The following is a 12,664-nucleotide window of genomic DNA, read 5'->3' as shown; positions in this document are numbered from 1 at the left end:
CGTGCGCACCCTCGCCCGACCGGGCGACGGAACCGGCCTGACGGCCCGGGACGCCATGGGCGACCTCGGGCCCCGGGTCGGCGACGACATGCACGTCGACGTGGCCCGCTCGGTGCTGATCAGCGCCCGGGCGGGGCACCTGGTCCTCCAGGACGACGAGGGCCGGTGCTCGGGTCTGGTCACCCGGGCCCAGCTCGACGCACACCGCGGCGGATCCTGGGGCACGACCCCCACCCGGCTGCGCGACATCCCGCTCGACCGGGGACCCTTCACGGAGTCCTCGGCCGGGGTGGGCGAGGCCCGCACCGCCATGCGCGGGCGCGTCCTGGACATGTCGCCGGTGATCGACGAGCACGGTTACACCCTGGGCGTCCTCGCCCTCACGTCCTGACCGCCTTCGCGGCCGTCCGGTCCGGCGTTCACCTTCCCGTCCCCGCGGAGGCATCATGCGTTGCGTCATCGCCCGTTTCCCCTTCGAGCTCACCAAGGCCGAGGTCCTGGAGTCCATGAAGGGGATCAAGGCCGAGCCCGTCACCGGGGAGGCCGTGGTCATCGGCCGCCGCACGTACCCGGTCAAGCAGGTCGGCGAGGTGATCACCCGCCAGGACCGTCGCGACTTCACGGCGGGCGAGGTGACCCGCGCGCTGACCCGCCTGGGCTTCGTCTGTCGCACGGTGGAAACGGCTTAGATCCTCGGGATGTCCCGGGTCCGGCGTCGCGCCGGGTCCGGGACATCGTCGTGTCGGGGCCGGGCCGGCGCGTCCGGTTCGGCACCCGCTGTCCGGGTGGGTCCGGCTCGTGCCGCCCGGTGGCGTCGGACCGGCGCCACAACCGTGACCGAAGCGTCATCGCAGCCCGGCCGCGGCGGTCCGCGACCTTGCTAGGTTCCTCCCTCAATCGAGAACCGCAGGAGGGCCGCCATGCACGCCGGACGCGCGAACAGACCTGAGAACAGCGACGACAGCGAGGACGGACGCCAGGGTGGGCGCGAGGGCGGACGCCGATCCGCCGCCCGGGCGCGCCCGCTCGTCGTCTCGGTACTGATGGCGGCGGCCCTCGCGGGCTGCGGGCCGGCCCCGGCCGCCTCGACCCGCCCCGATCCCTCCGCCGGCGCCGTCACGCCGTCCGCCGCTGCCTCCGTCTCTCCCTCCGCCTCCACCGAGCCCTCGACCACCGGGGCCCCGGCGCCGGGCGCACCGGCGTCCTCGTCCCCGAGCCCGATGCCCGCCCCGACGCGCACGGCGGCGCCCGCGCGCCCGGCTCCCGCGACCCCGCTGTCCATGGACGTGGCCACCCGGGGCGGCCGCCTCGACCTGGTCCGCGGCGGTCCCGCGCAGGAGTTCACGGTCACCCTGCGGGGCGGCAACACCCAGGCGTACCGGCACCTGCTGCTCACCTTCCAGATGGAGAGCCTCGTACCGGAGCCCGGGGACACCCCCGGTCCCGCCCGGGCCTTCGTCCTGGAGCACCGGGACCCCGCCACCGGCACCTGGCGCCCCGCGGAACTGCGCGTCGCGAACGACTTCAAGCCCTACGCCCTCCTTTCGGGCGGCGCCCCGCTGGCCCGCGACGCCGTCCGCACCGAGCACTACCGCCTGCGCGCCACCGCCACCGGCCCCACCGGCTCCTCCCCGGTCGTGGTCGACGCCATCGACACGGACGCCCCGTCGGGCACCTCGCGGGACCGTGAACGGCCGGGGCACTTCTCCCTTCCCCACACCACCCGCCGCCCCTGACCCGGGAGCCTCGCCGGGCACGTACTTCCGGGACCGCCGGAGCGGCGGGCAGACTGTCCGCTGTGACTTCACTGAGTAAAGGCGCCAATCTGCCGGTCCCGGCGTCGTCCGTCAGGGCCGTGCTCTGCTGGTCGGCCGGTCCCGGGGTCCCGGACGTCGACGCGTCCGCCCTGCTGCTCGCCGGTGACGGACGCGTCCGCTCCGACGGCGACTTCGTCTTCTACAACCAGCCCCGCCACTCCTCGGACGCCGTCCGGCACCTGGGCAAGCAACCCGGCGCCGACTCCCTCCAGGTGGACCTGGCCGCGCTGGAGCCGGGGATCGAGCGCGTCGTGCTGTGCGCCTCCGCCGACGGGGGCAGCTTCGGGCAGGTGCCCGGGCTGCACCTGCGGCTGCTCGACGCCGTGTCCGGAGCGGAGTTGGCCCGCTTCGACATGACGGCGGGCACGGAGACCGCGTACGTGAGCGGCGAGCTGTACCGGCGGGCGGGCGCGTGGAAGTTCCGGGCCGTGGGCCAGGGATACGCGAGCGGCCTGGCGGGACTGGCGACCGACTACGGCATCACGGTGGACGACGCCCCGGCCCCGGTGCCGGTGCAGGCCCCGGTACCCGCATCGACGGCGCCGCCCACGCCCGCCTTCACCCCGGCCCCCGTACCCGCGCCGGCCGCCGCCCCCGCCCCCGTGCAGGCCTCCGCCGGCGCGCCCGCCGTCCGGTTGGTCAAGGGCGAGGAGCGGCTCCCCGTCGAGATGCGCAAGCTCCTGTCGCTGCGCAAGCAGCAGGTCGCCGTCAGCCTGACGAAGAACGGGGCGGCGGGAGTGACCGCCCGTGTCATCCTCGTCCTCGACGCGTCCGGTTCGATGTCCACGCTCTACTCGCGCGGCACGGTGGCCGGCGTCGTGGAGCGGATGGCCGCCGTCGCCGCGCAGCTCGACGACGACGGCGAGATGCAGGCGTGGACCTTCGCCACCAACCCCGCACGGCTGCCCGACCTGACCATCGGTGAACTCCCGGAGTGGATCCGCCTGCACGTCCGCGTCGGCCAGATGAGCCTGTTCGGCCGCAAGAAGCCCCCGAAGGGCCTGACCGGCGGGCAGGTCGACATGCGCGCGGTCGGGTTCCAGAACGAGGAGCAGAAGGTCATCGCGGAGGTGCGCGCCTACGTACGCGCGACCGTGGTGCCCGTGCCCACCCTCGTGCTGTTCTTCTCGGACGGCGGCGTGTACCGCAACAACGAGATCGAACAGGAACTGCGCGCGGCCGTCGAGGAGCCGGTGTTCTGGCAGTTCGTCGGCCTGGGCCGGGCCGGCTTCGGCGTGCTGGAGCGCTTCGACGACATGCCCGGCCGGCGGGTCGACAACGTCGGGTTCTTCGCGGTGGACGACATCGACGCGATCTCGGACGCCGAGCTGTACGACAAGTTGCTGTCGGAGTTCCCGTCGTGGATCCGGGCCGCCGGACAGGCGGGCATTCTGCGCTGACCGGTGCGGACCGGGCCGGCCGACCAAGGTGCGCCCTTCGCCGGCAAGTGTGTTGTCCGGTTCAAGAAATGGTCTGGACCCTTGACCCGGTGTTGGTCCAGACCAATCATGAGGCGTCCGCCCGTTCGCTCGCGCCCCACCGGGAGCATCGATGAGACGTCGTTCCAGGCCCGTTCACTCCTTACTGGCCGCCCTGACCACCCTGGTCGCCTCCGCCGGACTCGTGGTCGGGGTGGTCGACGGCACCGCCCACGCCGCGACCCCATTGCCCGCGCACGTCTTCGCCCCGTACTTCGAGGCGTACTCCTCCGACAGCCCCGCCGACCTCGCGCTCAAGTCCGGCGCCAGGTACCTGACCATGGCCTTCGTCCAGACCGAGGCCAAGGGATCCTGCACCCCGTACTGGAACGGCGACACGGGCAGCCCGATCTCGGGCTCCGTCTTCGGCGCCGACTTCGCCACGATCCGCTCCCGCGGCGGAGACGTCATCCCCTCCTTCGGCGGGTACGCGGCCGACAACGGCGGCACCGAGATCGCCGACAGCTGCACGGACGTGGACGCGATCGCCGCCGCCTACCAGAAGGTCGTCACGACCTACGACGTCTCCCGCCTGGACATGGACATCGAGGACAACTCGTTGACCAACAAGGCCGGCATCGACCGCCGCAACCAGGCGATCAGGAAACTCCAGGACTGGGCCGCCGCGAACGGCCGCCCGCTCCAGGTCTCGTACACCCTGCCCACCACCACGAGCGGACTGGCGAGCAGCGGCCTGGCCGTGCTCAAGAGCGCCAAGACCGCCGGCGCCCGGGTGGACGTGGTCAACCTGATGACCTTCGACTACTACGACGGCGCCGGCCACGCGATGGCCGAGGACACCAAGACCGCCGCCACCGGTCTCCAGGGCCAACTCGCCGCTCTGTACCCGACCAAGACCCCCGCCCAGCTCTGGGGCATGATCGGCGTCACCGAGATGCCCGGCATCGACGACTACGGCCCCGCCGAGACCTTCACCACCGCCGACGCGAAGGTGGTCTACGACTGGGCGACGGCGAAGGGCCTCAACACCCTGTCCTTCTGGGCGCTCCAGCGCGACAACGGCGGTTGCCCCGGGACGGGAGGCTCCGACACCTGCTCCGGCATCGTCCAGGACCCCTGGTACTTCAGTCACACCTTCGCCCCGTTCACCGGCGGCGGCGGACCGGTCGTCGACGACTTCTCCGTCTCGGTGACCCCGGGCTCGGCCTCGGTCGCCCCCGGCGGCACGACCACCGCGACCGTGGCCACGACCCTCACCTCGGGAACCGCGCGGCCCCTCGCGCTGACGGTCGCCGCAGCGCCCGCCGGGGTGACGGCCACCCTCGCCCCGGGCTCCGTCACCACGGGCGGATCGGCCGTGCTCACGGTCACCGCCGCCGCGGCGGCCCCCGGAACGTACGCCCTGACCGTCACCGGGACGGGCGGCGGACTCACCCGCTCGGCCCCCTTCACCCTCACGGTGTCCGGGCCGGGCGGTGGCGCGGGGGCGTTGGTCAACGGAGGCTTCGAGAGCGGAGCGCTCGCGCCGTGGAGCTGCCAGAGCGGCGGGGCGGTGGTCACCGCCCCCGCGCACGGGGGCTCGTACGCGCTGAAGGCCTCGCCCACCGCCGGGCAGACGGGGGAGTGCGCGCAGACCCTCACCCTCGCGCCGAACACCGCGTACACGCTCGGTGGGTGGGTCCAGGGCGGCTACGCCTACCTGGGCGTACGCGGCGGGGCCACCGGCAGCGCGTGGACCGGATCCACCGGGTGGTCCAAGCTGACCGTCCCCTTCACGACCGGCGCGTCCGGCACCGTGACCGTCTACCTGCACGGCTGGTACGGGCAGGGCGCGGTGTACGGCGACGACCTCTCCGTCAACTAGAGCGTTAGGCTCGGCCGGGCCCGGGAGAGCACCCGGGCCCGGAAGGGCGGGGCGATGACCAGTGGTACGGGCGGCGGAGCGAGCGGCGAGGGAACGACGCGGATCCACCGGGCGGCCGACCGGCCGGCGGCGCCGTGGAAGAACGCAGGGGGCGTCACGCGCGAGATCGCCGTCTGGCCCCACGACGCGGACATGGACGGCTTCGAGTGGCGAGTCAGCCTCGCCGACGTCACCGCGGACGGCCCCTTCTCGGCCTTCCCCGGAGTCGACCGGGTCCTCACCGTCGTCGAGGGCGCGGGCATGGACCTGACCATCGCGGGCGAGCGCGCCCTCCTGGACCGACGCTTCGCACCCCGGCACTTCCCCGGGGACCGGCCCACCGACTGCCGCCTCCTGGACGGGCCCGTCGTCAACTTCAACGTGATGTACCGCCGGGAAGCGGCGACCGCCGAGGTTCGCGTCACGACCGGCGATCAGGCACTCGCGCCGGAGCGCGGCGAGACCCTGCTCGTGGTCGCGCTGGAGGGGGACGCGGTGATCGACGGCCCCACACCGGGGAGCACCGCCGCACTCGGTCGGCGCGACGCCGCCCTGCTCACCGGGCCGGAGGTCCGCCGGCTACGGACATCCGGCCGCGCCGCCGTGGTGCGGCTGCGGTCGCGTTCCACCTGATCCCGAGCCGCCCAGGGGACCGTCCCCGCCTCCCCACGCTGCCGGGGCGCCATGGCCGGATGTGACAGACAACCGTCATTGCGGCCATCGCGGCGGCCGACGACGATGGACGCATGCCCACGCCCCACCGGGTCGTCATCGCGGTCTTCACCGATGTCGACCTCCTCGATGTCACCGGCCCCGCCGAGGTTTTCGCCCTCGCCAACCGGGTGTCCGGCCGCCGCCTCTACGAGGTGAGGCTGGCCGCCCCCGAAGTCGGTCAGGTCACCACCTCCGCCGGCGTCCGCCTGGTCCCCGACCTGGCGTTCGCCGAGGTCGGCGCGGCCGTGGACACGCTGCTGGTCCCCGGCGCCGTCTCCCTGGGCGAGGAGGGCCCCGTCGCGCTCGTCGATCCGCAGGTGGTGGAGTGGATCACCGCCACCGCGCCGCACGCCCGGCGCGTGGCATCGGTCTGCGTCGGCGCCCACCTCCTCGCGGCGGCCGGCCTGCTCGACGGCCACCGGGCGACCACCCACTGGTCCACGGCCGCGCAACTGGCCTCGGAACACCCCCGGGTGGAGGTGGACGCGGACCCCATCTTCGTCCGCTCGGGCCGACTGTGGACCGGGGCCGGCATCAGCGCCTGCATGGACCTGACGCTGGCCCTGGTGGCCGAGGACCACGGGGAGGAACTGGCCCTCGGCGTCGCCCGACAGCTGGTGATGTACCTCAAACGCCAAGGAGGGCAGAGCCAGTTCAGCGTTCCCCTCAGCCGTCCGGCCGCCACCCGCAGGGACATCGACGAACTGCGATCCCACGTCGGCGAACACCTCGACGCGGACCTGTCGGCGGCCGCGCTCGCGGCCCGCATGTGCATGAGCGAGCGCCACTTCGCCCGGGTCTTCCGCAAGGAGACGGGCACCAGCCCCGCCGCCTACGTCGAGGCGGCGCGGGTCGAGGCCGCCCGGCGGCTCCTCGAAACCACCGACGACCCCCTGGAACAGGTCGCCTCGGCCGCCGGTCTCGGTTCGGTGGAAACGCTCCACCGCGCCTTCCGCAAACAGCTCGCGACCACCCCGGCCGCATACCGCCGCCGGTTCCGCACCACCACCTGACCGAAGGAATCCACCCACCGTGAACACCTCCAGCACCCTGCGCCAGGTCATGGGCCTCGACAACTCGCCGGCCCGCCTCGCGGACTCCACCCTCCTCATGATCGACTTCCAGAACACCTACCGCACCGGCGTGATGGCCCTCGAAGGCGCCGAGCCCGCCCTCGAAGCGGCCGGCCGGCTGCTCGCCGCCGCCCGGGCCGCCGGAACCCCGGTGATCCACATCGTCAACGACGGCGGTGAGGGCACCCCCTACGACATTCGCGCCGAGATCGGGGCCATCAGCGCCGAGGTCGCCCCCCGCGACGGCGAACCGGTCGTGGTCAAGCAGTTCCCGAACTCCTTCCACGCCACGGAGCTGGAGAAGACCCTGACGGAACTGGGCGCCGGCCAGGACCTGATCCTGGCCGGGTTCATGACCCACATGTGCGTCACCTTCACCGCCCAGGGGGCCTTCCACCTGGGCTACCGTCCCACCGTGGTCGCCGAGGCGACCGCCACCCGCCCACTGGCCGGGCCCGACGGAACCCCGGTACCGGCCGCCACCCTCCAGGCGGCGAGCCTCACCACCATCGCGGACCTCTTCGGGGTCGTCGTCCCCACGGCAGCGCACCTCACCGCCTGAGGGCCCCACCCGCGCCGTGCGCGCGGGTCTGGTACCGGCCTCCGCGACCGAGTGGCCGGCCGTGGGGCGCGCGGCACGAAATCGCACCCATGTCGGGGGCGTTGATCGAGGGATTGGTGGCCGGAACCTCCTCTCGGCCGACCGGTCCGAGGGCCAGACTCGCACCATGACCGGTGACGAGTCCGGCCCTCCGCCGGAACCCGACGAGTACCTCGAACGCGTCCTGTGGGAAGCCTTCCGCGAGGCGTGCGCCACGATGCGCCGGCACGGCTCGCTGCCCGGCCGGGTCCGGGCCCACCGCTCTCCCGAGGTGGCGCCCGTGGGAACGTTCCCCGACATCGGCGCCTCGGACACGTTGCGGGAACTGCTCGCGCGGGTCGGGGCCGAATGCGTGGTGTACGTCCACGAGTCGCGGGCCCCGCGCGGAACCGCCGGGCAGGACACCGGCCGACTGGTCGTCGCCGCGGCGGTCTGGCCGGGGGAGGGCCTCTCGGGGCTGCGCGTCTCCTCGTACCGGAGCGACGGCACGCTGGAGGAGATCACCGCCGAGGGGGTACGCCTGGAGGACACCCACCTCGACGTGCCCTGGCTGCGCGGCTGCCTGCCGGGAAGCGGTCGGACCGATCCGGTCACGTCCCCGCACTCCGATCCGGCCCCCACCCCTGACCGCTCCCCGGGACCGGTGACCTCCCCGATGTCCGCCCCGGCCCGGATTCCGCGCGCGGGAGCGGGTCTCGTCGCGCTCGCCCTTGTGGGCCTGTTCGGATGCGTGACCGCCGTCCTGGGGGTGATCGGGCTGCTCGCCGGCACCTGGGACCGGCCCACCTGCGGCGGGCGGACCATGACACCGGGCGACTCCTGCGTCAGGTTCGGGTCCACCACCACCTACGAGGAGCGTCGCGCGGCCATGGGCCACCGGCCGGACCCCGCCCTCTTCGCCCTCGGCGGGACGGCCGTCATGGTGGCCTGTGTGGTGTGGGGCCGCGGTCTGGACCGGCGGCACGGGAGAATCCGGGAGCCAGGCTGAGCACCCCCGCCGGTACCGGTACCAGAGCGGCAACGCGGCGAAGAGGAAGGCCGGAAGCCGGTCGCGCCATGACGTGCCGGCCGCCGCGCCGTGCCGGCCCGACACGAGGAACGCGCCGGCGACCAGGAACGCGAGGACCCGACTCCCGGCGACGGGTGCGAAGACGGGAGGCGGACCGGCCTCCCGGAGGCGCTCGGCCTCGGCCCTGTTCGAGACCGGCGCGCCCTCCGCGGGCAGGACGCCGGCGGGGGAACGGTGCTGTGCGCCCCGCCCTCGCGGGAGCGGGGCGCACCGATCCGGGGTCAGTGGAACAGCATGGACGCGTCGCCGGCCGGGGTGGTGACGGAGCCCGGGCAGAGGAAACTTCCCGAGGTCTTGGTCGCGGTGAAGGCCTGGTTGACGTACTTGCGTGTGGACCCGTCACGGTTCCACACGATGTTCGTCGCCTTGTAGCGACAGGAGATGAAGCTCTGCTTCCCGGTGATGTCGATGGCGTCGGTCTTCGCGAGTGCGGCCGCGTCGTCGAAGGTGAACGACGGGTTGTTGTTGAGGGAGGCGGTGATCCCGCCGCCGCAGGCCAGGTTGCCGCCGGGGGTGTTGACGGTGGTGCGGTCGACGCTGAGGGTGCTCGGGGGGTTGGCGCTGGTACGGGCGTTGGTCCAGGCGCAGGTGTTGCCCGCCACGACCATCACCCCGTCGACCCGCTGATCGGCGGTGGGTCCCAGGGCCAGTGCGGTGGTCGAGCCGCCGAGCACCAGCGCGGCGGCCAGTACGGTGACGCGGGGCCATGTGGAGATCTTCCTCATGTCGCTCCTCTTTGCCACGTCCTTGTGGGGGTGTACGGCGAGGCGTGGGGGCCGCGCCGCTCGGAACGTCCCACAGGGGTCTTGAAATGTCAGGCCCATGTCAATCAATTGGCCGGATGGCGCCACTGTGGCGTGAGACCGTGCACCGCGGCCGGTGCGCGCCGTTCGTCGCCGACCGGACGCGGCGCGCACCCGGGCGTTGTCAGAGGCGGGCGCCGAGCCGGGCCTTGGCGTCCGGCCACTCCTCGGCGAGCAGCGAGAAGTAGACGGTGTCCCGCCAGGTGCCGTCCGGGCGGCGCCGGTGGCGACGCAGTACACCCTCACGCCGCGCGCCGAGTCGGGCGATGGCCGCCTGTGAGCGGAGGTTCATGTGGTCCGTCTTCAACTGGACCCGCCCCATGCCGAGTTCCTCGAAGGCGTGGGTCATGAGGAGCAGCTTGGTCTCGGTGTTGACCGCCGAGCGCCAGTGGGCGCGGCCGTACCAGGTCCAGCCGATCTCCAGCCGCTCGTTGGCGGCGTCGACGTCCATGAAGGTCGTCCAGCCGATCGCCTTGCCGCTCGCGCGGTGGATGACGGCGAAGGGGAGGTACGTGCCGCGTTCGGCGTCTTCGAGCAGTCCGGTGAGCGTGGCACCCAGCTCCGCCTCGGTGAGCGGCGCCACGCCTCCCTGCCAGCGCCAGACCTCGTCGTCACCGCCTCCGGCGGCGAACAGGTCGCCGAGGTGGTCCATCGACAGGGGGACGAGGGTGACGTGCCGGCCGGTCAGGGTGACGGGGGCGGGGATCTTCGCAGGCATGGCGACAGCCTAGCTTTACGAACTAGGAACATCAAATGTATGCACTAGTGCAAAAGGGTGCGGATTCCCTGCCCTGTGTGTGGCCCCGTCGATCCGTAGAAAGTCCGGGTATGCAAAAAGCTCCGAGCCGAATGGCGGCCGGAGCTTTCGTCTGAGGGGTATATTGGACGTTTCATGTTCGGTGAATCACGAACACGAAACAGCTTTACGAGGACATCGTACCGCGTCAGGAGTGGAATTGTCAACCGAAGAATTCCGTGTCGAGCAGCAATTCATCGACGGGATCTACGCCCGCCTCGATGGCCTGCGTGACCAGGCCGAACGCGCGATGAGCGGCGCGTTGGCCGATGTCGGGAGCGGGTTCCAGGCGCGGCTGGAGCGGGATGTGCTGGTCGCCGAACAGTCCGGTCTGCTTTCCGCCCTGGACTCGGGGGAAAACGGTCTCTGTTTCGGTCGCCTGGAGTTCTCCGACGGCCGGGACCACCACATCGGTCGTATCGGAATCCGGCAGGACGACAGCGAGCGCACGCCCCTCGTGCTCGACTGGCGCGCCGATGTCGCGCGACCGTTCTACCTCGCGACCGGGCACGTGCCGATGGGACTGCGCCGGCGCCGGCACCTCACCACCCGGGGCAGGGAGGTCGTGGCGCTGCACGACGAGATCCTCGACCTCGCCGACACCGAGCGCACCGGCCACGAGGGGGCCGACGCCGATGCCGTGCTGCTCGCCGCGCTGGACGCGGCCCGGACCGGTCGGATGCACGACATCGTGCGGACCATCCAGGCCGAGCAGGACCGGATCATCCGCTCCTCCCACCACGGGGTCCTCGTGGTGGAGGGCGGTCCGGGCACCGGGAAGACGGCCGTCGCACTGCACCGTGCCGCCTACCTGCTGTACGCCCACCGCGAGACGCTCGCCAAGCGTGGCGTCCTCATCGTCGGCCCCAACCCGGCCTTCCTCGGCTACATCGGGGAGGTGCTGCCCTCGCTCGGCGAGACCGGTGTCCTGCTCGCCACCCCGGGCGAGCTGTACCCGGGCGTCCACGCCACCGGCACCGACCGCCCCGGCGCCGCCGCCGTCAAGGGCGACATCCGGATGGCGGAGGTCCTCGCCCGGGTCGTGGCGGACCGGCAGGCGCTGCCGGAGTCCGTACCCGCCGGTGCGGGCGAGGAGGCCGACGTGGTTCCCGAGCCCGCCCTGGAGATCGACCACGACGACTACGGGACGCTGCTGCTCGACCGCACCATGGCGTACGAGGCCCGGGACCGGGCCCGTGCCACCGGGCTTCCGCACAATCTGGCCCGGCCCTACTTCGCGTTCCGTGTCATCGACGCGCTGACCGAGCAGCTCGCGGACCGCCTCGGCGCCGACCCGTACGGCGGTCCCAACCTGCTCGGCCCCGACGACGTCGCGCAGCTCGGCAAGGAGATCGCGACCAGCGCCGAGGTGCACGCGGCCATCGACACCCTCTGGCCCCCGCTCACCCCTCTCCGGCTGATCTCCGAGTTCCTCGCGGACCCCGAACACCTCCCGGAGCGGGACGCCGAGCTGATCCGCCGCACCACGGACGACTGGACGCCGGCGGACGTCCCGTTGCTCGACGAGGCGGCCGAACTCCTCGGCTTCGACGACAGCGCCCGGCGCGCCGCCGAGGAACGCGAGCGACTGGAACGCGTCGCCTACGCGCAGGGCGTCCTGGACCTGTCGCTCGGTTCGGAGTCGTACGAGTTCGAGGACACCGAGAACGAGTTCCTCGCCGCGCACGACCTCATCGACGCGGAGCGGATGGCGGAGCGGCACGAGGAGGCCGACCACCGCAGCGCGGCCGAGCGGGCCGCAGCCGACCGCACCTGGGCCTTCGGCCACGTGATCGTGGACGAGGCGCAGGAACTCTCCGCGATGGCCTGGCGGCTGCTCATGCGCCGCTGCCCCACGCGCTCCATGACGCTCGTCGGAGACCCGGCGCAGACCGGCGACGAGGCGGGCTGCGGCTCCTGGGAACACATCCTGGACCCGTACGTCGAAAACCGTTGGGAGCTGGTGCGCCTCGGGGTCAACTACCGCACCCCCGCGGAGATCATGGATGTCGCGGCCGCCGTGCTCCGGGCCCGGCACCCCGGTTTCGAACCGCCCGGGTCGGTCCGTTCCACCGGGGTGCGCCCCTGGGTGCGGGCCACGGACGACCTGCCCGGCGCGGTCGCGGAGGCCGTGCGCGTCGCCGCGCCCGCCGAGGGCCGGCTCGCGGTGATCGCCCCGCGCCCGCTGCACGAGGAGCTCGCGGGCGCGCTGCCCGGCGTACGGGCGGGCGAGGAACCGGACCTGACCCGCGACGTCGTGCTGTTGGAGCCCCGCCAGGCCAAGGGCCTGGAGTTCGACACGGTCATCGTGGTGGAGCCCGCGGACCACCAACCGAGCGACCTGTACGTGGCCCTCACCCGCGCCACCCAGACCTTGGGGGTACTGCACACCGGGCGCCTGCCGGAGGGGCTGGAGGAGACGCCGTAGGGGGTGTCCAGTCGATCGCGC

At 72.8% G+C, this 12,664-nt stretch carries 11 protein-coding genes and 1 pseudogene; 10 read left to right on the top strand and 2 right to left on the bottom strand.

Annotation, left to right across the window (positions count from 1 at the left end; translation table 11 throughout):
• The first annotated feature begins 55 nt into the window (after window positions 1-55).
• The 9 genes and pseudogenes from OG906_RS04980 (at window position 56) to OG906_RS04940 (ending at window position 8,535) form a co-directional block, all read left to right on the top strand.
• Window positions 56-391 (top strand): hypothetical protein, encoded by a 336-nt coding sequence (locus tag OG906_RS04980; protein ID WP_385641667.1) that lies wholly within the window; start codon window positions 56-58, stop codon window positions 389-391.
• 55 nt (window positions 392-446) lie between these two features.
• Window positions 447-674: pseudogene (locus tag OG906_RS04975) on the top strand (SCO5918 family protein); the annotation flags it as partial.
• Between the two features lie 246 nt (window positions 675-920).
• The gene (locus tag OG906_RS04970; RefSeq protein WP_329440369.1) at window positions 921-1,736 is read left to right on the top strand and encodes a hypothetical protein; all 816 of its coding nucleotides are present in this window, start codon (window positions 921-923) and stop codon (window positions 1,734-1,736) included.
• A gap of 62 nt (window positions 1,737-1,798) precedes the next feature.
• Window positions 1,799-3,217: a VWA domain-containing protein gene (locus tag OG906_RS04965; RefSeq protein ID WP_329440367.1), complete on the top strand. Its 1,419-nt coding sequence runs from the start codon at window positions 1,799-1,801 to the stop codon at window positions 3,215-3,217.
• Window positions 3,218-3,368: 151 nt separating this feature from the next.
• Complete coding sequence (locus OG906_RS04960; protein ID WP_329440365.1) at window positions 3,369-5,120, top strand: carbohydrate binding domain-containing protein; 1,752 nt, start codon at window positions 3,369-3,371, stop codon at window positions 5,118-5,120.
• Window positions 5,121-5,174: 54 nt separating this feature from the next.
• Entirely contained in the window at window positions 5,175-5,792 is a 618-nt protein-coding gene (locus OG906_RS04955; protein WP_329440363.1) for a HutD/Ves family protein, read from the top strand.
• Window positions 5,793-5,905: 113 nt separating this feature from the next.
• Complete coding sequence (locus OG906_RS04950; RefSeq protein WP_329440361.1) at window positions 5,906-6,886, top strand: GlxA family transcriptional regulator; 981 nt, start codon at window positions 5,906-5,908, stop codon at window positions 6,884-6,886.
• Window positions 6,887-6,935: 49 nt separating this feature from the next.
• Window positions 6,936-7,508 (top strand): isochorismatase family protein, encoded by a 573-nt coding sequence (locus tag OG906_RS04945; RefSeq protein WP_329447929.1) that lies wholly within the window; start codon window positions 6,936-6,938, stop codon window positions 7,506-7,508.
• A 166-nt stretch (window positions 7,509-7,674) separates the two neighbouring features.
• Complete coding sequence (locus OG906_RS04940; RefSeq protein ID WP_329440359.1) at window positions 7,675-8,535, top strand: hypothetical protein; 861 nt, start codon at window positions 7,675-7,677, stop codon at window positions 8,533-8,535.
• 302 nt (window positions 8,536-8,837) lie between these two features.
• Here OG906_RS04940 and OG906_RS04935 read toward each other — a convergent pair whose 3' ends face one another.
• Together OG906_RS04935 and OG906_RS04930 are read right to left on the bottom strand one after the other, a co-directional pair.
• Entirely contained in the window at window positions 8,838-9,341 is a 504-nt protein-coding gene (locus tag OG906_RS04935; RefSeq protein WP_329440357.1) for a hypothetical protein, read from the bottom strand.
• A 202-nt stretch (window positions 9,342-9,543) separates the two neighbouring features.
• Window positions 9,544-10,137 carry a GNAT family N-acetyltransferase gene (locus OG906_RS04930; RefSeq protein ID WP_329440356.1) on the bottom strand — a complete coding sequence of 198 codons (594 nt, stop codon included), beginning with the start codon at window positions 10,135-10,137 and terminating at the stop codon, window positions 9,544-9,546.
• Window positions 10,138-10,375: 238 nt separating this feature from the next.
• Between OG906_RS04930 and OG906_RS04925 the strand changes: the two genes are divergently transcribed.
• Complete coding sequence (locus OG906_RS04925) at window positions 10,376-12,643, top strand: HelD family protein (protein WP_329440354.1); 2,268 nt, start codon at window positions 10,376-10,378, stop codon at window positions 12,641-12,643.
• Window positions 12,644-12,664: the final 21 nt, after the last annotated feature.

The organism is Streptomyces sp. NBC_01426 (assembly GCF_036231985.1).
Taxonomy (GTDB): Bacteria; Actinomycetota; Actinomycetes; order Streptomycetales; family Streptomycetaceae; genus Streptomyces.
This window is presented reverse-complemented; position numbering and strand designations above follow the sequence as displayed.

Excerpts from the sequence above, each read along its gene's own strand:
- OG906_RS04980 (WP_385641667.1), top strand. The coding sequence starts at position 56 with ATGGGCGACCTCGGGCCCCGGGTCGGCGACGACATGCACGTCGACGTG.
- OG906_RS04970 (WP_329440369.1), top strand. The coding sequence starts at position 921 with ATGCACGCCGGACGCGCGAACAGACCTGAGAACAGCGACGACAGCGAG.
- OG906_RS04960 (WP_329440365.1), top strand. The coding sequence starts at position 3,369 with ATGAGACGTCGTTCCAGGCCCGTTCACTCCTTACTGGCCGCCCTGACC.
- OG906_RS04955 (WP_329440363.1), top strand. The coding sequence starts at position 5,175 with ATGACCAGTGGTACGGGCGGCGGAGCGAGCGGCGAGGGAACGACGCGG.
- OG906_RS04950 (WP_329440361.1), top strand. The coding sequence starts at position 5,906 with ATGCCCACGCCCCACCGGGTCGTCATCGCGGTCTTCACCGATGTCGAC.
- OG906_RS04945 (WP_329447929.1), top strand. The coding sequence starts at position 6,936 with ATGGGCCTCGACAACTCGCCGGCCCGCCTCGCGGACTCCACCCTCCTC.
- OG906_RS04940 (WP_329440359.1), top strand. The coding sequence starts at position 7,675 with ATGACCGGTGACGAGTCCGGCCCTCCGCCGGAACCCGACGAGTACCTC.
- OG906_RS04935 (WP_329440357.1), bottom strand. The coding sequence starts at position 9,341 with ATGAGGAAGATCTCCACATGGCCCCGCGTCACCGTACTGGCCGCCGCG.
- OG906_RS04930 (WP_329440356.1), bottom strand. The coding sequence starts at position 10,137 with ATGCCTGCGAAGATCCCCGCCCCCGTCACCCTGACCGGCCGGCACGTC.